Genomic DNA, 25,363 nt, shown 5'->3' on the forward strand with positions numbered 1-25,363 from the left:
GGCAGAAGAGCCTACTCCCATCGGAGTAGGCTTTTTTGCATATATTACATAACTCACTATATTTCATGCAGCGTTTGTGTCTCTGGGACGTTATGCACACCCCATTTGCAGATTTCCTCCAGAATGGGCATTAGACTTTTATCTCGGTGGGTTAAGTAATACTCCACTTTGGGCGGGGTTTGATCGTACTTAACTCGTTTTATCACACCTTCACGTTAACCGCTTCTTCAGTTTTGAACCCTGAAAAACGGCCTTTCCCGAGATCTAAATTGTAGATGTAGATGGCTCATCCTCATCTCCAATTATCTTGCTTAGAAATTGGTTCGCCCAAACGTGGCATCACTCTTCACTGTTGAGCTGCTGGATGCATTGATGGCATCGAGCTGTAACACGTAGTCATAATGACGGATGTAATATCCGGGCTGACTGTACGATTGAAGGGATACTTTGGTGCTATCAGCCCAACCAGGACTGCTTAGGAACGTAGCATCTCCCTTATAGGCGGCGGTGTTGGCGTAAGCTTCAAGTACAATTTTGTTGCTGGCATTACGCTTCAGAAAGTAGCCTGGGAAGTTAATGGACTCAAGCGAGATTCCTGTGGAGCTGACAAGACCCGGTACGACGCGGAACTGGGAATCCAGAACAGGGGAGACGTTGGCATCCACGCGAGCGGTGTAATTGGCATGACGGATGTATCGATCCGGAACGTTGTGTGAACTGAACTGGCTGAACCCTGTGGCTTCTGGTGTTGCAGGACCCAACATTTTGACCTCGTGCAGGGTTGGGGTGTACCAGTTCCCCGGATTATTCCACAAGACGGCGTTCACCATATTGATCCGTACATAACGGGCAGTGAAATGCACGGCATCCGTGGTGAAGCCATAGGTCAGATTATTGGTGCGATCCAAGGTGGAGTAATTGACACCATCGTTGCTAATTTCAATTTTGTATTTGTAGTACCCTTCGGAACCTTTATACATAAACCAGGACGTGTCGATCTCGGTGATCGTCTTTGGTGTGCCGAAGTCCACCTGCCACCAGGCAGGCCAGCTATTGGAGGAAGCCACCCATGAAGTCTGGTAGTTGCCATCATTGACACTGGATGCAGATGAGCCGGAGGCTGTGGAGCTGGCGGTAGCTGTTTTGCCTTGGGCATGATTGACGAGAGGAGGCGGTGTTACCACACCCGTTACTGCATCGATATTCCACGTTGTATACCACTCCAGTGATGCGGTTCCGTTCGAATCATTCAAGGTTAGCGGCAGCCAGATATGTTTGTGCTCTCCGAGGTTCATCGGATTCCAGCGATCCCCCATGTAGATGTAGGATGTGGAGTTGCTGCCTGTAATCGTAGCAATATCATGAATCTGCGAGCCGAAGGCAGATGGATTGCCATATGGCGTAAGCGCAGTCCATGGACCCGTCATGGAAGTTGCTGTAGCATAAGCACCCTGATTCGGATACCAGCCAGCGGCTTGGGAGGTGAAGAGGTAGTAACGGTTGCCTTTTTTCACAACAGCAGGCGCTTCACGATAGGCGTTCTCGAACAGCCAGCCCTCGAAGGATTGTATTCCCGTATAACTTGCATTCATTTTAAAAATAGCCATCGTATCATTGGCACCGCCATTCTTGCGGGAAGCAGTAACCAGATAACCCGTGCCATCTGTATCGACAAAGACGGTCATGTCACGGGATTCATAATCCAGCGGTCGGAAGCTGCCTTCATAGGTGAATTTGCCATTCGGGGTATTGCTTGTTGCGACCGCTACACGCCCGAGGTTGTAGTCCGTTCCATTCTCATAGTGTGCCCAGAGCACATACTGGTTGGTGGAGGCGTTATAGATGACTTTGGGGCGTTCAATTTTGCTGGAGGCCAGCTCGGTTGCGGAATCTTTTGTCAGAATGGCGTTGCTGAAAGTCCAGTTCTTCAGATCAGTGGAGGTGTAGACGTTCACGCTGTCGAACTTGCCGCCCACCGCATGTTCACCATACAGATAATACGTCGAGCCTACCTGCAGAATGTTGCCACTGTTCGCATGGATGGGGTTACCTGCGGTGTCGAGCCAATCGGTACCGTTGGTTATCGTGACACTTGCTGCGCTTGTTCGTTCAGGATGAAGTCCAACCAGGGTGAACGTGAGTGCAAAGACCAGAAACCAGATGGCTTTCCTGTTACCCATTACATACACCTCCCGAAAGATATCAGATTAAATGTAGCGCTTTCATTTATATTTTAGTTGGGTCAGACTCTTTTTCAAGTGAACAATCCATCCATTGCTGAACAAACCTTCATTTCATCGTGGCTGAGCGGTGAGAGCGGAGGAAATATTCCTAAATATCAAGTACGATTATGTAGAGTGGATCAAATACACACGTTAAAATAAAGCTAGACTGAATTCACATCATGGTTGGAGGGTGGACCGTCATGAACAAGTTTATTGTAGATGAAGACCTTCAGGTGATATTGCATAATGACGAGGATGGAACGAACACTCCGATTAAGGGAGGCATTACTGCTCAGGATTTTGAAGTCATCTCTACCTATCAAAAGGGATGGTTGACCTTCGCCTATCTGCGTGATCGTCAGGGAATATGGTGGTTCAATGCCCGCAAGAATAAGGCGAGTTTGTTCAGTCGGGATACGGAAGCTTTTCGTGTGATCGATGAAGATTACTGCTTCGACTCTCAGTATGTCTATCTGGAAGATCAGGTCGTGCCTGACTCCGATCCGAGCAGCTTTCGGCTGTTGCCGGATACGCCTTACTTTGCTCAGGACCAACGTTATTTATATGTAAAGAGCAGCACGCATTTTCATCTATTTGAGGATATTGATACGAATGCTGTGATTGCTCATCACGACTATTGCACCGACAAGGACCATCTGTTCCATCTGTCCAGTTCTCTTCGCTATGCGAATGGGGAAAAGGATGAGGTGAGGGCATGGCTGCAAGAACATCATCCCGACGTACATGGCTGGTGGCATGCGAATTATGCCCACAGTGCAGAGGGCGCTATGCAAATCAGAGGCAATTGGTATGAGACGGCGTCGTCCATTTTTTATAGAACAGAATGGGGCCGTACCCCACATCGAGAAGCAAAAGCGGTATTCAACCTTGTTCGTGGAGCAGACAGGTCTACCTTTGAACCGCTTGATGAGCAGTTTGCACGGGACCGGGAACGTGTTTATTTTCAGTGGCGTACTGTAAAAGGAGCAGACCCGGATACGTTCGAGCCGCTAGGTGGACCTTTTGGTCGTGACCGCAATCATGTGTATTACAACGGATACCGTGTCGACGAGGCAGATGCTCAGCATTTTGTAGCGTTTGCCGGGACGGAGCATCTTGGACTTTCCATGGATCAGCAACATGTGTATCGTGCGGAGGTTGTTCGGACAAGTCAGCCCTTCGGTCATCCTGACGATGTGCTTCAGATCATTAAGGGGGCTGACGCAGCGACGTTTGAGTTAATAACACCTTCCGGCAGTTGGGCGGTGGATGCCAATCGTGTGTATCTATGGGGTAAACCGAATAAACATATCGATCGAGCCAGCTTTACACATCTATTTGATGCTGATCCCCAGAGTTGGGCAATGGACCAGAAGGGTCTGTATAATGCCAATGGCAACCGTACGGTAAAAGGTATCAACGGAAGTACATTTGTCATGCTGAATCAATATTGGGGCAAAGACGACCGTGTGGTGTTCAGTTTTGTGACGGGTGGGGTTTATAAGTCGGGAGATGCAGCGACGTTTATGGTTACGGATGATATCGGGGGCGCCGAAGATGCGCTATTTCGGTATACGGTGGAAGGCGGTACAGTGCGGAAAAAGAAGAGGTAATGAAAAAAGGGATGGTAGACTTAGAAAAGAGTCCACTATCCCTGTTTGAATTCCTAGTTATTTGACCGTGTTTACCAAACTATTTATGACCTTTGCGAACCTTGAGCTGCATCTTTTTGATCGTTATGTTTTGCATGAGCTCCAGTACGAGAGGGCCTTTGCCGTTCAGGATCTCTACATCCGTCACATTATCCAGAATCGTAATGATCCCGATGTCGTCTGCGGTTACCCCTTCAAGCTTGGCGATGGTACCTACAAAGTCAACGGCACGAAGTTTCTTCTTCTTGCCTCCGTTGAAGTTCAGCTTCATGATCTGTTGGTTCAACTGTTCACGCTTGTCCTTCTTGCGTTCAGGTACAATCTTCAATCGCTTCTCAAAATCTTCTCTGCGGCGATCTACAGCTTCTTCGGAAGGTGCTTTCACAACAGGGATTTCGAATCCAATATAGGATTCAATCTCGGCGAGACGTCTGCCATCTTTCGGTGTAATCAACGTAATGGCTTTACCTGTTTTGCCTGCGCGACCCGTACGGCCTGTACGGTGAACATATCCCTCTTTTTCCAAAGGAATATCGTAGTTGATGACATGGGTAATATTCGTGATATCAATACCACGTGCGGCTACATCCGTCGCGATCAGATAGCGGAATTGTCCGCGTCGGAATGCGTTCATTACTTCGATCCGCTCATCCTGCTCCATACCACCATGGATACGATCTGCTGGGTAGTCAAGATCAGCCATAACCCGGAACAGTTTATCCACATTCTCCTGCGTACGGCAGAACACGATGCAGCTATCCGGATTTTCCACAATGAACAAGTCTTGAAGCAGTGCGGTTTTGTTCACCTCGGGTACGTTAATCACAGCATGTTCAATCGTGGCTGTTGTCAGTCCACTTGCCTTGATCTCGATCTCCACCGGTTTGTTCATGTATTTGCGTGACAGCTTGGCTACATCTTCAGGGAATGTAGCAGAGAACAACATCGTTACGCGCTCTTGCGGCAGTTTCTGAATGATGGACTGTACTGTCTCAATAAAGCCCATATTCAACATCTCATCGGCTTCGTCAATAACGAGATAGGCGATCCGTTCGAGTGGCAGCGTGCCGCGTTCGATATGATCCAGTACCCGACCTGGTGTACCAACAGCTACATGGGTTCTTTGTTTTAACTCCGCTTTTTGGATATGAAAAGGGGACTGTCCGTATAGTGCGGTTGCTTTAATACGCTTAAAGCGGCCGATATTCGTAATATCTTCGTTAACCTGCAAAGCCAGTTCCCGGGTTGGTGTAAGAATCAAAGCCTGTGGCTTATTCTCGTTCCAATCCACCAGCTCGCAGAGCGGAATGCCGTAGGCGGCTGTTTTACCACTACCTGTCTGTGATTTGACCACAAGATCCTGATTCTCCAGTGCTACCGGAATAACTTTAGTCTGTACCTCGGTTGGTGTCTCATAGCCCAGACTGTCCAGTGCTTTTACGATCTCTTCACCAAGTCCATAATCTTTAAATTGTTGCTTGCTCATCGTTTACCTCTTTTGCGTTAGTTTTTGTACAATTATTGCACCGTACATTTATCGTATACCTCTTCATTATACTCTATATGCAGGCAGGCTAACGGAGTAAATGCTTCGAGTGTGTAAATTGTTTTCATCATTTCTGATTTGAGGGAGCAACATTCGTTGCTATTCGTATGTGTATCATAACGTTCCACGTGAAACGAAATGTATCGGCGTATATGCTTGGTGTTAATGAATGACCATCTTCACAGCCGTGGTTTGGGGAGGGTAAGATTGATTGATAAATCCACCGATCCACACTTCTGCTCTTCGACCAACGAGTGTCTCATCCAAAGAGACGGTGACAATCTCTTCTTCGATGATGAGTTCGGCGTCCTTGCTGAGCGAGACCCAAATCGGTCCAGAATCAACACCGCCATCTTCTTTATTCTCGATGAGTACCTGACCTCTTTCTTCCTCAAAATCCGTAATAATTCCTCGCACATGTGGCTTCTCTTTCCCTTGTTCCTCGGATTTATCTGCGCATCCGAGCGTTAGCAGAAGCAAGATAAACGGGAATACGAATAATCTTCGTAAAATGGACATCGAGTTGCTCACCTCCTTTTTAATACATCTATAAGTATGGACGGTCTTAGAGACATCAAAGTTCCTTTACATCAATGGAATAAAGAACAAAAATCACTCCATTGAGGCTGGAACTGAAAAATGGGATATGGTAGCATATGGGTACCCGTAAAAAAGCTATAGGATAATCAATCGTATATTACACGTATGTCGCTAGTCATGAAAGAATTTTTATAATAGTGGTACTTTTATATACTACGTATTACCCGGCCGGAGCGAGTACAACCGAAATTTTAATGGACTGCACAGACATGGATGTCTGTGTTTTATTTTTTTATCAGGAAAAGGGGGATAAGATATGCCGCGAGTAAAGATGACATGTTGGTTGTTAAGTATCGTACTGGCTCTGGTCAGCCTATCCGGGTGCTCGTCCCCTTTTTACGAATCGTTTAATGCCGCAGGGGGCAGGTTATCCTCTGATCGAATGAATGAACTCCGCAAGGAATATCCGCTATCCACTGGCGTCCCCGCGACGATTAACATGAGAGAAGTTAGCTTCAATGAGGTCATGGCGTTTGGGGATGGGGTCGTTGTGGCGGAGGTCGTGAAGGTGTTGCCGAGTTTTCGTGTGGAGCTATCGACTAAACCCGGTACGCCTGAACGAAAGGTGGCTGATAAGGTTAGGGCTAATGGAATCACATCCTACCAACCTGAATTCATCTCTTATCAGGTGAAGGTAAATGAAGTAGTAACAGGAGATGATGTACCCGAGGATACTTTTTTATTTTACAACGCTGACTTCGCAGGTGTGGAGCCTGAACTTAAACCAGGTATGAAGATTATCGCTGTAGTCAAAAAGGGGACGACCGGAGAACAGCAGGGAGGATATTCGTTCACCCGCTACGGCACGTACTATATTGTCGATGATGACTACGTACTTGCCGCCTACGAGGGGGAATCGGAGGAATTGCGTGATTTTATGGAACAAACGAATGGCATCCAGCTGAACGCTTTTATGGATAAAATCAAGAACCAACCACAAGGCTAAATGACTTCATTCCCCTAGAGCAGTAGAGGAAGGGCCATACGCATAACCATTCGTTTAACATAACAAAGGGCGATCCCGACCATGATATTCATGGGAGAATCGCCCTTTTTCTTTTTCGTTAAGCGTGGTGCGTCACGATTGTATCTATTTCAAAATACTCACATATTTCCCATATACAAATGCTACACGTCCATCCAGCTTCACTTTTACCCAGCCATACTTGTCTGTACTGATCACCTCAAGCAGGGTGCCCTTTGGTACCGCAGCAACGACCTTCGCTTTGGATGAAGCGCCAGTGCGTACGTTCAGGTAAGCCGCAGTAACCTTGGCTTGTTTGCCTTTGGTGACAGTTCCTGGTTTACCCGTGCTTGGTGTGGATGGTTTACCAGGTTTCGACGTGCCTGGAGTTGGTGTTGGTTTTGGTACTGTTGGCGTTGTCGGCTTCTCAGGTGTAGGAGTAGTTGCTCCCTCACCACTACCTACTGCTTTGCGAGCCTTGTTCAGCTGTTGATAGAATGCTCCCTTGTTTTTCACGCCTGCGAATTGTGCTGCACTCACACCTGCTTTGGCAGATAGTGTATCAATCTCTTCTTGAGTCACCGCATCCAAAATGTTAATGGAGGCAATGTTGGTGTACTTGCCATCTTCCGTTGTTGGCACAGACATAATGCCATCGTTAATTAACTCCACCACATCTGCACGCTCCGGTGCAGTCAGGTCTACGCCGGTGATTTTCCAGTTGCGTTGAATCTTCGGTTCGTAGACACCTTCCATGACATCTTTCAGATAGGCGATGGACAGGTTGCGAATCGTGCCTTGAATTTCACCAAATGCCGAGGCGTCCTTGGAGGACCAGAGTTGCTTGAACTTACGCCCTTCCATGGCGCCACCTTTGGCAATCAGCGCTTCCATCCGGTAGGCATTCATACCGAGCTTCAGCGTATCGTCTTCTTTGACAACGGATCCATTGCTGTACTTGAGATTTGTAATCCGACTACCGTATGGCTTGGTCAGGTCAATCTCATATGTTACGCCGCCGAAGAAATCATCGGTGCTGTATTTGGAAGCACGTCGTTTCGGATCAAAGCTGACGGTCACATCACCCGGGCGTGCGGAGTTGAAGTACCCCGCAGACCACTCCATATAATCCATTAGATCGCGTCCGGTTACTTCATATACGGTCACTTCACCAAAGGTGTATTGGTAGTTGAATGCAATATCCTTTTTCTTAATAGGGCCTACATCCAGCTTGGCTTTGTCGTTATCAATCTGATGCGCGACCACGTCGGCATCACTGTAATGCAACATCACTTCGGTGAAAAAATCAGACAAAAGTGTTTCCTGGATCTGCACCGCAGGGATACCCTTAATCTCATCAGCAGGGACCAGGTTCGTTCCTTTCAGTTCAGCCACTTCAATGTTGGCATCGGCACGAGCGAACTCGTGGAATGGGTGCAAAGTCTCTTCCAGCGCAGGATCGGAGACTTCATATGTTCCGTCTGCTGCTTTTACAGCGAGTGCTTGAGCTTCTTTGCTTTTCAGCACAACTTTGTCGCCGTCTTTTTCAAATGTCAGATCGATTCGTGAAATATGTGAGCCATATTTATTCGGTTCGGAGATCAATACGCCGTTAACCGTTTGGGATTCAATCAAAGTATGCATGTGTCCGGCAAAAATGGCAGCCAGCTCCGGGTTGGCATTGGCGATATCCGTCACTCCGGTTCCCGGATTACCGTTCTCGTTGTCCAATCCCATATGCATGAGTCCAACCATGACATCGACTTTGCCTTTCAGCTCAGCAATGGCCTTTTTGGTCTCTTCCACAGGATCTTTGACGATGATACCGTCCAGGTGATCCGTCCCTTTCTCGAACTCGGTAATCATAGGTGTGTTCATTCCGATAACACCCACTTTGATTCCGTCTTTCTCGATAATCGTATAGGCAGGCATGTAGCGGTCGCCGTTTTCTTTGAAAATGTTACCCACGAGAGGCTGTCCATTGAATTGGGAAGAGATCTTCTCCAGTACGTCCAGTCCAAAGTTAAACTCATGGTTACCCATAACCCATGCGTCATATTTCATTTCGTTCATTGCAACCATCATGGGAGATTGAGGTTGATCATTGAACAACTCAGCCGAGTTATCCTGAATCATGTCTCCTGCATCCAGCAGGATCGTGTTGGGATTCTCAGCACGGACTTTTTTCACAATGGTGTAGAGCTGTGTCATGCTACCGGTTGGATTTGGACCGTCCAGAGCATAGTCCCACGGCATGAATCGACCATGTATATCCGATGTACCCAGCAACGTAATCTTGGTCTCCTTGTCTGCCTCAGCAGCCTGAACCGGAGTGGAAGCAAAAGGGGCGAACAAAATGGAGGCACATAAGAGGAACGATAAAGGCCATCCGGCGAAACGTTTCGTTGAAATTTTGCGCATGTTGTAATCTCCCTTGTTATCTAGTGTGTGTAAAGATATGTATCATTTCATACTAGATAAACATCTGGTGAATGTAAACTCCAATGTAAGAGTTATGTTGGATTTAAGAGAGTGAATCTATGAATAACTTCAGAAAAAGCATTTAAATCTATTTTTTTACAATGAAATACTATAATTTGACAGGTGTTAAAAACCAAAATTATCCAGTAAAATGATGTTTGTAAGCGCTTTACAAAAAATGAATTCTAAGGAGGAAAATCATTGATTAAGTCTAAGTGGTTCAAAACAGTCGGCTCACTGGCATTGGTAGGGATTCTCGCTGCTTCTGTTGCGGTTGGTAGTGTGAGCGCTGGTCTGGCGAAAGGTAGCAAATTTCTGGGCAATATTATTGCCAATCAGGTTCCTTCGAATTTTAGTCCATATTGGAATCAGGTAACTCCGGAGAACTCTACCAAGTGGGATGCTGTTGAAGGCACACGCAACGTGATGAACTGGGGCCAGGCGGACATGGCCTACAACTATGCTAACAACAACGGATTTCCGTTCAAGTTCCATACGCTCGTATGGGGAAATCAACAGCCAAATTGGATTAACAGTCTCTCAGCCGCAGATCAGAAGGCTGAAGTGACACAATGGATTAAAGCGGCAGGACAGCGGTATTCGAAGTCTGCCTTCGTTGATGTGGTGAATGAACCTCTGCATGCGAAACCATCCTATCGCAATGCTATTGGTGGAGATGGGGCAACGGGTTGGGATTGGGTTATCTGGTCATTCCAACAGGCGAGACAAGCCTTCCCTAACTCCAAATTGTTAATTAATGAATATGGTATTATCGGTGATCCTGCTAAAGCGGACCAATATATCCAGATTATCAACCTTTTGAAAAACAGAGGTCTAGTTGATGGTATTGGAATCCAGGCGCATTACTTCAATATGGACAACGTTTCTGTGAACACAATGAACACGGTACTGAACAAGCTTGCGGCTACAGGGCTACCAATCTATGTATCCGAGCTGGATATGACAGGTGACGATAATACACAATTGCAACGTTATCAGCAGAAATTCCCTGTGCTGTGGAAACACTCTGCTGTTAAAGGTGTGACGCTGTGGGGTTACAACCAGAATCAAACCTGGCAGGCTGGCTCTCACTTGGTCAATAGCAACGGTACAGAACGTCCGGCTATGCAATGGCTGAGAAATTACCTGGCGAACAATCCTTAAGCGTGCGTTTGCACGAATCTGAGCTTCCTTTGTAAATCCGGTAATCATATAACACCAAATAGCGCCTGTTCTACATGTTAAGCATGGGAATATGGCGCTATTTGTGTTAGTGCTTTCTCTCAACAGTGTTCGGCAATTTATGGTGCAGGGAAACATTTAATTTTAATCCAAACCAATACAAAAGCGATCAGTGCAAATATCATTCCGCTCCAGATCAGCTGATGTATTCCAAGGTTCGCGATGAACCAGCCGCCGATGGCAGTACCCAAGGTAATACCGAGGTTGGAAAAGGATACATACAAGCTGTTGCCGAATTCTGGCGCGTCCTGCGCTTCAGCGGTTAACCAGGTTTGGCTTACAATTAATCCTCCTGAATGCACGGATGCCCAGAGGATGACTACAATAACCATCCACATGAAGTGAGGACCGGCCCAATAGACGAGTGCGTAAGCTGCTACATACAGCAGGGGGAACATGAGGACAGTTCGGACCACGCTCTTACGCAGAAACTGTCCAAACCCCAAATTTCCGATGATCATGACGACACCAAAGACGGTCAGCATGACACTGATCCATGATCCGCTCATGTGGGTGACCTGTCCAAGATACTCGGCGAAATAGCTGTACACGGAGAACATGGCGGCGAATATAAAAATGACTGCGGCAACATTCAGCCATAATCCACGTTTGCGCAGAATACCGAGCTGCTTGCCATAGGACATCTTTTCCTTCACGGGCATCGAGGGTAGCCAGATCCATATGCCGATCAAAGCGACCACACTGACCATCGCTCCAAACAGGAAGGCGATTTCGAGGGATAGGCGTTCAGCAAGATACGATGTGAGTGGCACGCCAAAGGCAAAGCCCGCGGTAACTCCGGTGAATACTTTGGCGACGGCCTGACTGCTTTTCTCTGCTGGTACGAGTTGGGCACTGGTGACCAGGGCTACGGAAAAGAAGACGGGATGGAATAACGCGGGAATGATACGGAAGATAAGCATGGTATCAAATGTTGTGGCGTAGGCATAGACCACGTTTGAAATGGCAAACATCAGCACAGCGGCTAAAAGGATAATTTTGCGATTCATCCCGGATGCCAGCAAGGTGAGAAAAGGGCCCGCAATGGCTACGACTAGCGCAAATATACTGACCAGCCAACCTGCCTGTGCAGCCGTAATGTTGAATTTATTCGCAACCTGAGGCAGTACCCCCACAATTCCCATTTCTGTTGTAATAATCCCGAATACCCCGAGTGCCAGCATCAGGATAAGGAGTGGATTGACCTGTTGTGATTTCATGCAAAGCGTACCTCCAATAAATTTAAATATACAGAAAAGTAGATATGTTATGCTGAAATGAGCCTGCCTTGCCTCCTATAATATGATGGACATGAGAGTAAGTTCTCTGGATTACATTATATCTAGATTTATAGATTTGTAAATATAAAAGGTGAAACGTCATTTCTTTAAGTTGTCTTCTGCTTGTGTTCTACAGGAGTAATTATGCTGACAATAAGCATGGTCTGGCCCATAAAAAAATAGCGACGGCCCGGGGAATCCTTGGGGCCTGACGCTATTGATGTCCGCGTTTTTAACGATGTGTTGGATTAGTTATTTCGGTTGAATAACCATGCTGTTGAATGAATCAGCCTCCAGCTCAATATGAAGGGTCTGCCCTTCCTCGATGGTCAGATACAGGTCACGACGGTCCTGGAATGGATTGTTGATGACAATCACGAGACTGTTATCCGGGTTGCGGAAAGCGACGGATTTCCCGCTCCACGCGCCAGACAAGCCGACTCTTCGAGCACCAGGAACAATATGATGCGCGAAGTGTTTCATCACATAATACTCCGGGTTCCGAGTAACCTCCGTCGTGTCTGGATCTATCGTAATCATGGAGTTCTGCTCCCAGCCCCATGTGCTGCGGCCTTTGGGTTCCAGAACCATGTTCCAGTAGATGTACGCGTTCACTCCGTTGCTGAAGTAATGCTGGTAGAGGTTATATACATATTTGGCATAGTTCCATGAGTTGTTGCCATCACCGCATTCGTTCTCAGTCTGCATATAACGTAGCTCCGGATAACTCGCTGAGGTACGTTGAATCGCATTTTTGCCTGCCCACTGATATCCAACACCTTTGATATAGGAATAGGCTTTTGGATCACTCAGGACAAGCCCGGCGTACTCATCGAAGTCGTTTGTTTTTTTCTTGATTAATTCCTCCCATGGATCAGGGGCGTTGATCGTTCCCAGCCAGATCTCCGTATCCAGACCGTGTTGGTCAAAAGCCGGGCCCAGATAATCGGCAATAAACTCACGAAGCTGCTCGCCTGTCCACATGCAAGAAGGAAATTTCTGATCTGCAATCACTTCGTTCTGCACATGCACCTGATGGATCGTAATGCCTGCTTCACGGTAGGCCTGTACAAATTTTACAAAATACAGGGCGTAGGCCTCCAGAATATCTTTCTCCCAGCGCAGTGTCCCATAGTTATAGGCTTTGGGCGACTTCATCCACGTTGGCGGACTCCATGGCGAGGCGAAGAATTGCAGGTTCGGGTTATAAGTCAGAGCTTCCTTGATGTAAGGAATCAGATATTTGAAATCACGTTTGATCGAAAAATGTTCCATGGCCACGTCGCCGTCCACCTCGTTGTGGCTATACCACTGCTCTGCATAATCACTTGCGCCGATCGGCAGGCGACAGATGTTAAACTTGTGCTCGCCCTCGGGATGGAAAAGAGAGTGAAATACCTCATGGCGCTTCTCCTCATTCAAATGGGACAGAGCCATATAACCAAGCTCGTTGAAACATCCGCCAAACCCTTCCACAAGTTGGTGCTGTTCACCCGTGAGTTTTAGGTTAGCGCTTTCATTAATTGGCACAAAAGATAGCTCTCTCCACGGGCTGTCTTGGGTTGTGGAATAACCAGTGAGCGTGAATGTCATGTGAATTTCCTCCTCGCTTGAACCTCAGTTGTCATATATATTACGTTCAGTATAACAACTCCCACGGCAAAAGAAGATATGCTAAACCGTGTGAAATTTACCCTAATCGAAGATGGAGTATCACGAGTTCGTATTCGCATAGACAGATCGTATGCTGTATTTGCTTGTGATCAGCGATGTCCATATACCATTATCCAATGTCTTAACACAACTGTCATAACACAACAAAATCCCCGCTGATTATTCAGACGGGGACTTGCGCTATGTTTCTCATATTCTCTTATGGCTGCAAATGAACGTGAGACACAACTTAAGGCTGTACACTCTCACCAAGCTGTTTATTTTCAAAAATCAGAATCGTTTTGCTGCTTCCGATGTAACCAACAGAGGTATTGAATTGCTCCGAGATGAAGCGAACCGGTACAAAAGCTTTACCATCTTTCATCAGAAGAGGAGCATCATTGATCGCAAGTGTATCATTCACGACAACTTGTTTGTTACCCACGCTCCAGCGGATGGTCTTATCATTCTGTGTGATCACAGCTTCGCGCGTACCGCTGTTCCAGTTCACACGGGCGTTTAACTGCTCCGAGACAAAACGCAGAGGCACATAGGTCCGGCCTTCATCGATAAAAGGTGCAGCATCCAGTGCATAAGCACGATCCCCAACATAGGCGGTGGTAGACCCTTCGATTAGACGCTGAAAGCTGCCCTGGGGCGTTCGTTTCTGCTCCCGCACATTCATCCGGTTCAGAAGTTGCATCGTATGACTGCCACTCACAACATCCAGATAATTGTTCTGCACCGTGAGTCCGGCAGGCTCAACCTCTGAGACAGACGTCTGAATACCGGAGGATAACGAGGTAGACGCCGAGATATCCTGTATAACATTTGTCGCTGACTGATCACGGGTAAACGTAAAACCTGCGATCGGTGTCAGATCCCACACCCGGTTGTTGGATAATTTCAACACGTCCAGGCTGGAAAGCTGCCGTAAAGGTTCCAGATCATAGATCTGATTGGACTCTGCATTCAGCTCTGTCAGCCCAGTCAGTTCCTCAAGCCCCTTGAGATGCTGTACTTGGTTACCAGAGATATCAAGTGTCCGAAGGCGTGTCATATGCTCCAGTGGTGTCAGATCCGTGATTTGATTACCTGCCACATTCAGATTCCGCAGTGTATTTGGCAATTCAGCCAGTACGTCCAGCGTCTGAACCTGGTTGTTTGCTACATTGAGTTGTTGGAGCCGGGTTTTACCCATGAGCGGTGTCAGATCGTTAATCGTATTGTTCGAGATCTCAAGCCACTTCAGTGCATCCGCATCCGAGAGGGCCGCAAGACTGGCAATCTGGTTACCGCTGGCGTGGAACGTATGTAATCGGTTGAACCCACGTACAACCTCTATGGAAGAAATGGAATTGTTGCTGATATACAGCCGTCCCAAGTCTTTTAATTCAGTAAGTGCGTCTATGGATGTAATGTAATTATTGCGAACATCGATCTCGCGAAGCTGGGTTAGGTGCGCCAGCGGTGTGAGATCCTCAATCTCATTCCCATATAATCGGAGGTGAGTCAGATTGGTTGCATATTCGAGACCGGACAGGCTGTGAATACCTGCATTGCTCAGATCTACCACTTCAAGCTGCTCCAGATCCGTTGAAGTTAATGGCACATCCAGAGGTTTGTTCAGGATTAACTTCAGTCCGTCCTCCAAAGCGGGATCTTCAATGATTCCCTCGCCCAAGTCTGTAGTGGTGTAAGCCATGGCTTGCCCCGATGCCCCGAGACTCAGGATGAATACTAGAAATAATAGCGTCATTCTTCTCATTGCATGCATTCCCTCCGATTTTTAGAATTATAAAATCATCCGAACAGATTGAGTTAGTTAAGTATATTGAATCAATTTCATAACTCATTAAAATGAATTTTTGTAACTAGATATAGACAAATTGGACCATTTTGATCTATATCTAGCCTTGATTGAAGCAGCTAAAGGTATTATGAAATTGATTCTAGTATCTACACGATAACAGCGACCGGAAGGTTGTTCTGCCCACGGAGTGTTCAGTGTGAATTGAAGAGTTTAACATATGCAGGTTCGGCTCAAAGCACATCTATAGTTATTAACCCGTCAACGGGAAAAAGGAACAAGGAATTTCGTAATGGCTATTTCTCTACTTCTATTCTATATGAAACAAACCCTGCTCTGCACTCTTCAGAGACATGTTTATCAAAAAAAATAGAACATCTCCCGCAGACCCTATTCAACCCACCCTTGAAACGGGTAAAGATGAAGTAAAGATGCCATTTTGGAGGGGAAGATGTGAGTATGCGCCAAGCCATGATCATTAGTAATCCATCGTCAGGTAAGGAAGAGGCCGAGCAGTATGTGTCCCAAGTCAGAGAAATTCTGGAGTCACAGCAGTATGAGGTGGTTGTTAATGAGACGGCCGGGGAAGGTGATGCCACCAACTACTGTCTGAGCGCCTGCAAAGACGGCTGTGATCTGGTCATCTCCATCGGAGGCGACGGTACACTGCATGAGACGATTAACGGCATGATGGATCAGGATCATCGCCCCCGATTAGGCGTTATACCGCTAGGTACGGTGAATGATTTTGCGCGTGCGCTGAATATCTCGCTTGACCCGGAAGAAGCCATAAGGCAGTTACGTTCGAATCAGACCCATATCGTGGATTTGGGGGAAATCAATGATCGCCTGTTTGCCAACGTTGTGGCTGCGGGTTCTTTGGCAGAAGCTCTGTTCTCCGTATCCTCGGAAGAGAAGTCGAAGTTGGGATCATTCGCATATCTCAAAGAAGGCTTGAAAGACCTGGTGAATACACCAGCCAATCATCTAACCATTGAATATGACGGACAGCTCTGGGAGGGGGAATCGCCACTTTTTCTGGCGGCGCTGACCAATTCGGTCGGAGGATTCGAGAAGTTATCCCCGGATGCAGAGGTGGACGATGGTCTGATACATTGTTTTGTTGTTCGTAATATCAGTGTGTTCAACAGTCTGACCCTGGGCACCTCCCTATTATTTGGTAGTCTGAAAGACCATAAGGACGTGGACTATTTTACAGCCAAAGAAGTTCATGTTCGCTCAGACGAAGCCATTCGCACTAATGTAGATGGGGAAGAAGGTCCTGCCCTGCCGATTCATATCCGTGTCCTGCCAAGGCATATTGAGGTCATTATACCGGAAGAAGTATAGTTTATTCTTTTGGATCTATAGGCTGGAATGAAGAACCTATCATTTCTCCATATGAATGTAGGATAAAGCTATTGAAACCGATTGCAGATATATGTCACAATCAAAGGTAAGATACACGATAATATTCGAATATGGAGGGAAAACATCTTGAGAACGATTAAATTGGGCAGCAGCGCACTAGAAGTACCTGTAGTTGCGGTGGGCTGCATGCGGATTAATTCACTAGACGGTAAGGAAGCCGAACATTTTGTTCGTTCTGCAATGGAGGTTGGCGCAAATTTCTTTGACCATGCCGACATTTATGGTACAGGAACATGTGAGGAGATCTTCGCCGAAGCAGTACAGATGAATCCCCAAGTTCGTGAAAATATGATTCTTCAATCCAAATGCGGTATCCGCAAAGGCATGTTTGATTTCTCCAAAGAGCACATCCTGAATTCGGTGGATGGTATCCTTCAACGTCTGAAAACGGAATATCTTGACGTTCTGCTGCTGCACCGTCCTGATGCATTGGTTGAGCCGGAGGAAGTGGCTGAAGCCTTTGATCAACTGGAGCGCGAAGGTAAAGTGCGTCACTTCGGGGTATCCAACCAGAATCCGAACCAGATCGAATTGTTGAAAAAATACGTGAAACAGCCACTGGTAGCCAACCAGTTGCAGATGAGTATTACCAATACCACGATGATTGACAGTGGCATTAATGTGAACATGGAGAACGATGCCGCGGTTAACCGTGACGGTAGCATTCTTGATTACTGTCGTCTGCATGATATCACCATTCAGCCGTGGTCCCCGTTCCAGTACGGATTCTTCGAAGGTGTATTCCTGGGTAGCGACAAGTTCCCGGAATTGAATGCAAAGATTGACGAGATTGCTGCGAAGTATGACGTGAGCAATACAACGATTGCAATCGCATGGTTGCTTCGTCACCCTGCGCAGATGCAACCTGTGACAGGCACGATGAATATTGAACGTCTGCAAGACTGTGTAAAAGCAGGAGATGTTCATCTCACTCGTCCAGAGTGGTATGAAATTTACCGTGCGGCAGGTAACATACTGCCTTAAATCCAAGTTATAGTGAGCATGATGACTGCTGAGTCAGTTGAGAACACGAGCCCGTAGATGGCTCGTGTTTTTTGTCTATTTTCAGGTTTGATGTCAGGCGCGTTTTCGATATAAAATAAAGATAGGAGTGTCTGTTTTATAAAAGGATTAAAATGGTTTTAATACAAATTAGTTGAAATTATTATATTGACCGATACTTTCTAATTACATATAATTACTTTTGCATACCGATAATCCTGTTTGTGTTTTTTTATTTTGGAGGGTGGTGTTCGTTTGGAGTCGACAACCACGATACGCGATCACTTGGAAAGTTATCTGAAGCGTGAACAGATGTCCATTAGTCATTTTTCGGAAACGTCAGGGATTAATTCGGGTACGCTCAGCAATATTTTGAATAAAAATCGGCCGATTGCCATGCAGCAGTTGGATCGCATTACTTCCGCCATGAGACTGGAAGAAGGTTACTTCTATGAGTTATACATAGATGAGTGTTTCGTACACGCGACCCCGGACTGGCGAAGACTGGGACCCTTCCTTCATCGCTGTGCCGAGTTGGACAAGTTGGACTGTATTGAAGAGGTTATTCGTCTGATGATGGATAATCTATCCTATATTCCTTTATTATTTGATGTGGCTGAAGAATTCTTCCAAGCGGGTAAATTCAAACCGGCCATTCTTCTATATGAAAACATTGCTGAAAGCGAGAAAATGCAACATTCCGAGCGGCTTGCACTCTGTCAGTATCGGCTGTTCAGATTGGGACTGACCAATGATCAGCAGCGGAATCTGATTATCGCAGCCCGGTTCGAATATTATGTGGATCGGCTGGATGAGCGCTATCAATTGGATGCGCTTAACGAACTAATTAATGCATTTGGAGCATTGCATAGATGGAACAAGGTTCAGGAGTTATCTGAAAAATTGAAAGTAAAAGCGTCCATCCATTATGAGATGAATGGCCGAAGGAAACAAGAAGAGACCAAAAGACCAATTGTCTTCTATATTCTGTACTCCGATCTAGCTGCAGGAAGTGCCTGTTATCATTTGAAAGACTACACTGGGGCACTTAAATATGTTTCTTTATATTCGGATAATCGCTGGGTGAGGAACCCGGATAAAGATGAAATCGTTGTTATGAATCAGTTTCAGGAATGGGCTGAAGCTAATCGATATATATATCATTTAATGGGCGGTCATTTTGAGGTGTTACCTGATTATCTGGCGTATATCTCAACGAAGGAAAATGAGATATTCCCAGCGCTGTGTGATATTGTAACAGCGGCTAACCGTTATGATAAGGATATTGATCATGTTCTCAAACAGTATGAATCGTACTTCACTTATCAGGAACAGAGTAACCGAATTGGCAAAGTGAGCAGTCAGGTTACGGATGATCGATATTTACGACTTTTAGCAGATTTGGGTGCATATTATTTAAAGAAAGACGAGTATCATTTAGGTATAGAATTTGTGCTAGATAGTTTAAAATTTTCTATTGAAATTAGCAGTGGACGAGGTATGCTTAGAGGTGTCGGACTGTTCGAGCAATATCGGGAATTTGCATCTGAGACGGCGAAACAGCAATACAAAATGATAATTAGTGAGGTGCAGAAACTCAATGAAGAGAAAGTTGGCTTTGCTGATAGCTACCTGTAGTATCGTTGTATTCATCGTAGCCCCTGCTACGGAACCTGTCCCAGGCAAGGAAATCCCGAACCCCGAAATTATGAGACCCGCTGATCATGGATTTGGAACTTAATGAAAGTAAAGAACGCTTCTGATTTATTCAGAAGCGTTCTTTTTTTGTGTATCAAAGTGGAAGAATAAGTATGTCGTATCTCACATGCGCTTATGATTGGCATAATACACTAAAATATGACAAAAAGGAGGGGTACTATGGATCGCCTGGATTTGATATCACGGATCGAAGATGCCAGACAGTTGTTATATCGCATGCATATGGAATACGGCAGTCTGCTTCATCCGGAAGTGATCCAGCAATCCGTAGTCCTAGACGGGCTTATTAATCAATACAACAGAGCAAAGGTAGGGAAGGCGATGAATTAAGTTCGCCTATTTACATTTTCGTTTTTGTATACTATAGTTAGTTACATGAGTAACTAACCGACTAACTAACCGACTAACTGACTAATGAATACGTATGAAAGTTGGAAGCACATGAAATCGACTTTGGATGAATCTCAGCCTATTTTTCATCAGATTGCTACGATGATTATGGACGATATTGTGGAGGGCAGATTGAAGGTGGAAGAACAGGTTCCCTCAACCAATGAACTGTCACGCTTCTACAATATTAATCCGGCTACAGCCCGCAAAGGACTGCAGGAGCTCGTAGACAAGGGGATTATATACAAACAGCGAGGTGTTGGAATGTTTGTTGCAAAGGGAGCAAGAGAAGCATTGCTCGTTGAACGGAAGCAAGATTTTTATGAAGAATACATCAAGCCTTTACTTGAAGAAGCCAGACGGATTCACATGAATGAAGACATGATCATTGATCTGATTCGTGGCAAGAAGGATAAGGAGAGTGAGTTATGATTCATATGGAGCAGGTCAACTACAGCTACCAGAAGACGCCCGTTCTGAACCAGGTTACGCTACATGAGAGTGAGCCAATCATTAGTGCAATCTGGGGAAGAAATGGAGCGGGTAAAACAACCATGATGAGTTTACTTGCAGGGCATAACCGCCCGGACAGTGGAACCATTCAGATCATGGGTCAAGACCCCTATAATAATCTGGCTGCCCAAGAGCATCTGTGTTACATCCAGGAGAATCATCCCCTGGGGAAAAACTGGACAGTTAGTGATATGGTTCAAATGGGACAATATTTTCATCCGCAGTGGAATCAGGAGTTGGCGGAACGTTTAATCGATGTGTTCGAACTACCGGCGAAGAAAAAGATCATTAAATTTTCGAAAGGCATGAAGACTGCTGCCCAGATTATATTGGGTCTTGCCAGTAATGCAAAGATAACCATTCTGGATGAACCTACCAATGGACTCGATGCTGAGAAGCGTAAATTCTTCTATAATGCGCTACTGGAAAGTTATGAAGATAACCCGCGTCTGATTCTAATATCCAGTCATCATATTGAGGAGATTCAGCCTTTATGTGAGTCCCTTATTGTTTTGCAAGCCGGAGAGGTGTTGTTAAATCAATCGATGGAAGAGATGCGCGGAAAAGGAGTTCTTCTAACAGGGGGAATAGATGATATCAACCGAGTCACAGCAGGTGTTAAAGTTATAGAGTCTTCCCAGATGGGATCGACTGTGAAAGTCATGATTGATGAGCCCTACTCGAAAATGTGGAAGGATATCGCTCATTCACAGGGGCTATCCATTGAGAAAGCGACATTACAAGATTATTTGGTTAACAGGACCCGTAATCAAGAGGGGGTTAAACCATGAACGCAGTAAAAGGTACGAACCGACTGATTCGCGATGATATGCGTTTGTTTCTGAGCATATTTTCATCCATCGCTCTAATGCTCGCCGTTGTATATTTGGCCATTGGCTTCATATTTGATGTCTCGTATGCTACGCAACTGTTTGGTCCCATGTACGGAGGGATATGTGCGTTTGCCATCGGGGGAATGATTACACTGTTTCCGGTTGCGATTGGTATGGGCAGTACACGAATTCAATTCATGAAATCCTTCTATATGAACTCGGTATGGATGGTTGCAGGCACCATGGTCATTCTGCATGTGGCGTATTTCCTCATACACCTGCTTCAGGAAAAAGGAATTGTTGACGTAACCCTTTATCAACCAGGCATGTTGTATTCAAACAAATATCATTTTTTATCCTACCTGTGGATCGATCTGATGAGCGGCTTTCTCGTACTGGGAATCTCTGTCTTCCCAACGGTTTGTTGGATGCGCTTGGGGATGCGTAACTTCTTCATTATGTTCTTCGGGGTTGGCTTGTTCTTTACGCTGATAATTACATTGGGCGATCTTGGTGAGTTTATGTTGTGGATTGCTAGGATCAATCGCATGACATTGTTCACCGTTCTGGGATGTATTGGTGGTGCGCTACTTCTATCTACGTACCCCATGATGAAGAATGCGCCGCTTACCATGAAATCCAAAAAAGACTGACAGGAAACAGTTATAAAGGAACTGGGTAAGGAATCTAAGTGAAATCATTCCGAAATCAGAAAACACGAGTGCGAACACGCCTCGTGTTTTTTTGTATCATATTAAATCACTGAATATACCTATTCAACAATCTTTGTGCGGAATTCCAAATGAAGGTGCACCCTTAAGCCTGAGCCTGCGGTTTGAATCCTTCGTCTTTGAGATACTCGCCAGCTTCGCTACGCGTTTCAAAAGCCATATCCAGGTTATCACCGGAATACACATACCACATGTCATCTTCGTATTTTAAAGTAAGCGTATGTCCATCTTCATCGATCCACGTTCCGCCACCCGTAGAGATTGTAGACAATGCAGGAGCAGCAGCTTTTACTTGTTCTGGCTCTTGGAATTCAACTGCGTTGGGATTGTGAGACATCGCTTGGATCGTTTCATCTAACAAGGTGCGCAGATCTGCTTCGGAGTAATCACGAATATTGACGAATCCTTTAGCATCGGTCTCATAGTTAGGCAGTAGTCCTGCATAGATATAACCGTTTCCGTTAGGGTGAATATGGAGAGCAACAATTTTTTTATCATACGCACTATCCTCGTAGTGGAAATTAACTCGACCGAGAGAAACATCTTTGCGTTGCAGTTGGGGATACGATTGTAGTACTTCAAGCTTTTGTTCCACGTTAAGCATAATTGCCTCCTGTAAATGTTCAATAGAGGTGATTATAACATGCCCTCCTGTTAATTTCCCGATAAAATGTTTCTCCCCAGTTCTTTTAGGTGTTCCATAACTTGCAGATAGGGATATGGCCCGTAGCTTACACGTGCTACACCCAGTGTGGCAAGCTGTTTTGGTGAAGGCTCAGGAGACGTGACCATAACGTTAATTGGCAGCGGTGAACGCTCACACAATTCCTGAATCAGTTGGTGATCCTGCAAACCGGGTACAAACAGACCACTGGCTCCTGCATCTGCATAATGGCTCGAACGTATAAGTGCTTCCTCCAGAAGAGAGTGGTTATGGTGTTCAGGTGCATGTTGCAGAAAAATATCTGTGCGGGCGTTAATGAACAACGGGATGCCTGCCTGCTCCGCAGCTTCCCGGGCGGCGGACAATCTCGGGCATTGCTCCTCCACGGTGTACAATCCCAAGCCAGCGGGAAGTTGATCTTCAATGTTGATTCCTACAGCACCATGATCGATGACTTGCAGGATATTTCGCTTCACTTCTGACACAGACCTCCCATACCCTCCCTCTATATCGATTGTTACAGGCAGATCCACGCTTGCTGTAATCCGTGCGAGATTGGCAAGCACCAGATGGAATGGCATGGCTTCACCATCGCGTTCACCGTGGGCCGCAGCAACGGACCAGCTACCGGTAGCAATGGCCGTTGCTCCAGCGGATTGGATGGCTTGTGCGCTTCCGGCATCCCACACATTGACCAGAACAAGTAGTTTTCCTTTCACATGGTATTGTTGGAACAACGCTGCTTTTTCTTCTAAGGTACTCATATTATGTTGACTCTCCTTTGTTATATCATGCATTCCTTTGGACATTTGATGCGTACTTCATTACTTCATTCCGTTATTCGTAGCTATCCTGTTCCTGCCCCTGTTTCTCGTGAGTCAAAAGCCAGTTTTTGCGAGTTAATCCCCCGCCATATCCACCCAATTCGCCACTGGCATTAATTACACGGTGACATGGAATCACAATCGCAAGCTGATTGGCCCCATTCGCCTGTGCCACAGCTCGGCAAGCAGTCGGTTTTCCCAGTGCATTTGCAATCTCTTGATATGACCTCGTTTCACCAGCCGGAATGGCCAGCAACTCGTCCCACACACGCTTTTGGAATGGTGTTCCTAAACAGAACAACGGTGTGTCGAATGCTGTCCGAATACCTTGAAAGTACTCGTTTAGTTCACGCTCAATGGACTGGATGGGAGCTGTAGTGCCGGGTACAATCGCTGATTTGGTTCGTTTGCGCAGACGCTCAACTTCGCGTTCCAGACCTCTGCGGTCCACAAATTCCAGTAAATATAGCGACTCCTCATCAGCAATAGCCATCATCGGGCCGAGGCGGGTGTCAATCCAGGACGCTTTTAGGATATGTCCTTCATCGACTTGTGTAGGGGCAGCACCCATGATCCGTGAAAAGGCATCGCGGAAGCCGCTGCTTGATTCATATCCAGTAGATAATTGGCTATCAATCACGGTGCGGCCGGAGCGAATATTTTTCAGGGCAAGACCCATGCGTCGGGCGCGAGCATATTCGACAAAGGTCATGCCGAACCGCTTCTTGAACTGACGGCGCGCCGTGGATTCATCGATGGAGAGGGCCTTGAAATCCTGTCCTTTCCAGCGTTTCTCCGGATTTTTCTCCACAGCTTCCACTAATATGCGAACGACATCGGATACTTGGTTGGGGTGAGAGAGCGGGCGACAGCGCTGGCAAGGGCGATAAGAGGCCAGAAGTGCCTGTTGAGCCGTCTCATAGAATTCGCAGTTTTCGAATTTTGGCTTTCGCGCAGGGCATGTGGGACGACAGAACACACCTGTGGTTCGGACTCCAACATAGAATAAACCCTCGTATTCCGAATCCTTGGCCACAAGCGCCTCGTAATATTGTTCCTTCAGATCAGCAGAAATCATGGGGGCACGTCCTTACTCATTAGAATCTTTATCTATACCTATTATAGAAAAACGTTGCAGCAAGCATCGCCGAAAATCAGGCATGAATATTGGATAGATTAAATCTGATATAACATTGAAATTTGGTTGTTCAGAATTTGTTTAGAGTGAACTGGTAGTATAGACCTATCAGGGTAGGGTGACTTAGGCAAAGATACCTATATAGTGAAAAAGTGAGTTATTGATCATTCATTGTTATAGGAAAAATACATAGGTAAACATGAAATTAAAGATTAGCGGAATGAAAGTCTGGAGGTCGAATAGAATGAGATATTCTACGTACAAAAGTATTTATGAATCCGTTTATACCAAAACGTCCGAGTCCCGCACCATGTATGTCAAAGATCAATTCATGCAGCGTGTGAAGACGCCAACCTGGCTAATGAAGATCGTCACTATAACTCTAATTATAATCATAGGGTGTAGTGCTGTATTCACTGCATTTGCCGGAGATGAGCAATTGTTGTCGGGGGACCAGATCGTTGTATCTCAGGGAGATACACTGTGGGGCATTTCATTGGCACATAAACCTCAGCAGATGGACACTCGTGTGTATGTAGAAGCTATCAAGAAAGTGAACAAAATCGAGCATAACGCCATTCAGATTGGACAAGTGTTGGTCTTACCTGGGTTTGATCGATAAAATAAACGGTGCATGACGTCATGAACAGAGTTCTTTTTTTATT

Annotated in this window: 22 protein-coding genes; 11 read left to right on the plus strand and 11 right to left on the minus strand. The window is 46.0% G+C overall.

Going from position 1 to position 25,363, the window contains the following annotated elements:
* Window positions 1-56: 56 nt before the first annotated feature.
* Both CXK86_RS04680 and CXK86_RS04685 read right to left on the minus strand, forming a co-directional pair.
* Window positions 57-206 carry a winged helix-turn-helix transcriptional regulator gene (locus tag CXK86_RS04680; RefSeq protein WP_076252040.1) on the minus strand — a complete coding sequence of 50 codons (150 nt, stop codon included), beginning with the start codon at window positions 204-206 and terminating at the stop codon, window positions 57-59.
* Window positions 207-311: 105 nt separating this feature from the next.
* Window positions 312-2,180 (minus strand): AbfB domain-containing protein, encoded by a 1,869-nt coding sequence (locus CXK86_RS04685; RefSeq protein ID WP_076252038.1) that lies wholly within the window; start codon window positions 2,178-2,180, stop codon window positions 312-314.
* 245 nt (window positions 2,181-2,425) lie between these two features.
* Between CXK86_RS04685 and CXK86_RS04690 the strand changes: the two genes are divergently transcribed.
* A complete protein-coding gene (locus CXK86_RS04690) occupies window positions 2,426-3,838 on the plus strand; it encodes a DKNYY domain-containing protein (protein ID WP_076252036.1) in 1,413 nt (470 codons plus the stop codon).
* A gap of 79 nt (window positions 3,839-3,917) precedes the next feature.
* Here the strand turns inward: CXK86_RS04690 and CXK86_RS04695 are convergent, their stop codons facing one another.
* Both CXK86_RS04695 and CXK86_RS04700 read right to left on the minus strand, forming a co-directional pair.
* Window positions 3,918-5,363, minus strand: a complete 1,446-nt coding sequence (locus CXK86_RS04695; protein WP_076252034.1) for a DEAD/DEAH box helicase — start codon at window positions 5,361-5,363, stop codon at window positions 3,918-3,920.
* Window positions 5,364-5,585: 222 nt separating this feature from the next.
* Complete coding sequence (locus tag CXK86_RS04700; protein WP_076252032.1) at window positions 5,586-5,942, minus strand: hypothetical protein; 357 nt, start codon at window positions 5,940-5,942, stop codon at window positions 5,586-5,588.
* A gap of 337 nt (window positions 5,943-6,279) precedes the next feature.
* On the opposite strand from CXK86_RS04700, the gene CXK86_RS04705 reads away from it, so the two are divergent.
* Window positions 6,280-6,969, plus strand: a complete 690-nt coding sequence (locus tag CXK86_RS04705; protein WP_076252030.1) for a hypothetical protein — start codon at window positions 6,280-6,282, stop codon at window positions 6,967-6,969.
* Between the two features lie 144 nt (window positions 6,970-7,113).
* Here CXK86_RS04705 and CXK86_RS04710 read toward each other — a convergent pair whose 3' ends face one another.
* Complete coding sequence (locus CXK86_RS04710; protein WP_076252028.1) at window positions 7,114-9,408, minus strand: 5'-nucleotidase C-terminal domain-containing protein; 2,295 nt, start codon at window positions 9,406-9,408, stop codon at window positions 7,114-7,116.
* Window positions 9,409-9,669: 261 nt separating this feature from the next.
* Between CXK86_RS04710 and CXK86_RS04715 the strand changes: the two genes are divergently transcribed.
* Complete coding sequence (locus tag CXK86_RS04715) at window positions 9,670-10,632, plus strand: endo-1,4-beta-xylanase (RefSeq protein ID WP_036611704.1); 963 nt, start codon at window positions 9,670-9,672, stop codon at window positions 10,630-10,632.
* Between the two features lie 137 nt (window positions 10,633-10,769).
* On the opposite strand, the gene CXK86_RS04720 is transcribed toward CXK86_RS04715, so the two are convergent.
* The 3 genes from CXK86_RS04720 to CXK86_RS04730 form a co-directional block, all read right to left on the minus strand.
* Window positions 10,770-11,930, minus strand: coding sequence for an MFS transporter (locus tag CXK86_RS04720; RefSeq protein WP_076252027.1), 1,161 nt, complete (start codon window positions 11,928-11,930; stop codon window positions 10,770-10,772).
* Window positions 11,931-12,242: 312 nt separating this feature from the next.
* Window positions 12,243-13,583 carry a glycoside hydrolase family 30 protein gene (locus CXK86_RS04725; RefSeq protein WP_076252025.1) on the minus strand — a complete coding sequence of 447 codons (1,341 nt, stop codon included), beginning with the start codon at window positions 13,581-13,583 and terminating at the stop codon, window positions 12,243-12,245.
* A gap of 310 nt (window positions 13,584-13,893) precedes the next feature.
* Window positions 13,894-15,411, minus strand: a complete 1,518-nt coding sequence (locus CXK86_RS04730; protein WP_179087888.1) for a leucine-rich repeat domain-containing protein — start codon at window positions 15,409-15,411, stop codon at window positions 13,894-13,896.
* A gap of 501 nt (window positions 15,412-15,912) precedes the next feature.
* Between CXK86_RS04730 and CXK86_RS04735 the strand changes: the two genes are divergently transcribed.
* From CXK86_RS04735 to CXK86_RS04765, 7 genes are all read left to right on the plus strand, one after another.
* The gene (locus CXK86_RS04735; RefSeq protein WP_076252022.1) at window positions 15,913-16,803 is read left to right on the plus strand and encodes a diacylglycerol/lipid kinase family protein; all 891 of its coding nucleotides are present in this window, start codon (window positions 15,913-15,915) and stop codon (window positions 16,801-16,803) included.
* A 147-nt stretch (window positions 16,804-16,950) separates the two neighbouring features.
* Window positions 16,951-17,868, plus strand: a complete 918-nt coding sequence (locus CXK86_RS04740) for an aldo/keto reductase (protein WP_076213731.1) — start codon at window positions 16,951-16,953, stop codon at window positions 17,866-17,868.
* A gap of 273 nt (window positions 17,869-18,141) precedes the next feature.
* Entirely contained in the window at window positions 18,142-19,524 is a 1,383-nt protein-coding gene (locus CXK86_RS04745) for a transcriptional regulator (protein ID WP_076252020.1), read from the plus strand.
* Between the two features lie 240 nt (window positions 19,525-19,764).
* Window positions 19,765-19,935: an aspartyl-phosphate phosphatase Spo0E family protein gene (locus CXK86_RS04750; protein ID WP_017691550.1), complete on the plus strand. Its 171-nt coding sequence runs from the start codon at window positions 19,765-19,767 to the stop codon at window positions 19,933-19,935.
* Between the two features lie 111 nt (window positions 19,936-20,046).
* Window positions 20,047-20,427, plus strand: coding sequence for a GntR family transcriptional regulator (locus CXK86_RS04755; protein WP_036611682.1), 381 nt, complete (start codon window positions 20,047-20,049; stop codon window positions 20,425-20,427).
* Window positions 20,424-21,299, plus strand: coding sequence for an ATP-binding cassette domain-containing protein (locus CXK86_RS04760; protein WP_076252019.1), 876 nt, complete (start codon window positions 20,424-20,426; stop codon window positions 21,297-21,299). Before CXK86_RS04755 ends, CXK86_RS04760 begins: the two co-directional genes overlap by 4 nt.
* A complete protein-coding gene (locus tag CXK86_RS04765) occupies window positions 21,296-21,994 on the plus strand; it encodes a hypothetical protein (protein WP_036671757.1) in 699 nt (232 codons plus the stop codon). The genes CXK86_RS04760 and CXK86_RS04765 overlap by 4 nt, the downstream gene beginning before the upstream one ends.
* Before the next feature lie 163 nt (window positions 21,995-22,157).
* On the opposite strand, the gene CXK86_RS04770 is transcribed toward CXK86_RS04765, so the two are convergent.
* The 3 genes from CXK86_RS04770 to CXK86_RS04780 form a co-directional block, all read right to left on the minus strand.
* Window positions 22,158-22,676: a hypothetical protein gene (locus tag CXK86_RS04770; protein WP_076252018.1), complete on the minus strand. Its 519-nt coding sequence runs from the start codon at window positions 22,674-22,676 to the stop codon at window positions 22,158-22,160.
* A 50-nt stretch (window positions 22,677-22,726) separates the two neighbouring features.
* Window positions 22,727-23,500 (minus strand): isocitrate lyase/PEP mutase family protein, encoded by a 774-nt coding sequence (locus CXK86_RS04775; RefSeq protein ID WP_076252016.1) that lies wholly within the window; start codon window positions 23,498-23,500, stop codon window positions 22,727-22,729.
* Between the two features lie 73 nt (window positions 23,501-23,573).
* Complete coding sequence (locus tag CXK86_RS04780; protein WP_076252014.1) at window positions 23,574-24,638, minus strand: bifunctional transcriptional activator/DNA repair enzyme AdaA; 1,065 nt, start codon at window positions 24,636-24,638, stop codon at window positions 23,574-23,576.
* 304 nt (window positions 24,639-24,942) lie between these two features.
* On the opposite strand from CXK86_RS04780, the gene CXK86_RS04785 reads away from it, so the two are divergent.
* A complete protein-coding gene (locus tag CXK86_RS04785; protein WP_076252012.1) occupies window positions 24,943-25,320 on the plus strand; it encodes a LysM peptidoglycan-binding domain-containing protein in 378 nt (125 codons plus the stop codon).
* The last annotated feature ends 43 nt before the right edge of the window (window positions 25,321-25,363 follow it).

The sequence above is a fragment of the Paenibacillus sp. BGI2013 genome (genome assembly GCF_002843485.1).
Taxonomy (GTDB): domain Bacteria; phylum Bacillota; class Bacilli; order Paenibacillales; family Paenibacillaceae; genus Paenibacillus; species Paenibacillus amylolyticus.

Bases quoted from the DNA above. Each gene is read 5' to 3' on its own strand.
- CXK86_RS04685 (WP_076252038.1), bottom strand. From the start codon at position 2,180: ATGGGTAACAGGAAAGCCATCTGGTTTCTGGTCTTTGCACTCACGTTC.
- CXK86_RS04690 (WP_076252036.1), top strand. From the start codon at position 2,426: ATGAACAAGTTTATTGTAGATGAAGACCTTCAGGTGATATTGCATAAT.
- CXK86_RS04695 (WP_076252034.1), bottom strand. From the start codon at position 5,363: ATGAGCAAGCAACAATTTAAAGATTATGGACTTGGTGAAGAGATCGTA.
- CXK86_RS04700 (WP_076252032.1), bottom strand. From the start codon at position 5,942: ATGTCCATTTTACGAAGATTATTCGTATTCCCGTTTATCTTGCTTCTG.
- CXK86_RS04705 (WP_076252030.1), top strand. From the start codon at position 6,280: ATGCCGCGAGTAAAGATGACATGTTGGTTGTTAAGTATCGTACTGGCT.
- CXK86_RS04710 (WP_076252028.1), bottom strand. From the start codon at position 9,408: ATGCGCAAAATTTCAACGAAACGTTTCGCCGGATGGCCTTTATCGTTC.
- CXK86_RS04720 (WP_076252027.1), bottom strand. From the start codon at position 11,930: ATGAAATCACAACAGGTCAATCCACTCCTTATCCTGATGCTGGCACTC.
- CXK86_RS04725 (WP_076252025.1), bottom strand. From the start codon at position 13,583: ATGACATTCACGCTCACTGGTTATTCCACAACCCAAGACAGCCCGTGG.
- CXK86_RS04730 (WP_179087888.1), bottom strand. From the start codon at position 15,411: ATGAGAAGAATGACGCTATTATTTCTAGTATTCATCCTGAGTCTCGGG.
- CXK86_RS04735 (WP_076252022.1), top strand. From the start codon at position 15,913: ATGCGCCAAGCCATGATCATTAGTAATCCATCGTCAGGTAAGGAAGAG.
- CXK86_RS04750 (WP_017691550.1), top strand. From the start codon at position 19,765: ATGGATCGCCTGGATTTGATATCACGGATCGAAGATGCCAGACAGTTG.
- CXK86_RS04755 (WP_036611682.1), top strand. From the start codon at position 20,047: ATGAAATCGACTTTGGATGAATCTCAGCCTATTTTTCATCAGATTGCT.
- CXK86_RS04760 (WP_076252019.1), top strand. From the start codon at position 20,424: ATGATTCATATGGAGCAGGTCAACTACAGCTACCAGAAGACGCCCGTT.
- CXK86_RS04765 (WP_036671757.1), top strand. From the start codon at position 21,296: ATGAACGCAGTAAAAGGTACGAACCGACTGATTCGCGATGATATGCGT.
- CXK86_RS04770 (WP_076252018.1), bottom strand. From the start codon at position 22,676: ATGCTTAACGTGGAACAAAAGCTTGAAGTACTACAATCGTATCCCCAA.
- CXK86_RS04775 (WP_076252016.1), bottom strand. From the start codon at position 23,500: ATGAGTACCTTAGAAGAAAAAGCAGCGTTGTTCCAACAATACCATGTG.
- CXK86_RS04780 (WP_076252014.1), bottom strand. From the start codon at position 24,638: ATGATTTCTGCTGATCTGAAGGAACAATATTACGAGGCGCTTGTGGCC.
- CXK86_RS04785 (WP_076252012.1), top strand. From the start codon at position 24,943: ATGAGATATTCTACGTACAAAAGTATTTATGAATCCGTTTATACCAAA.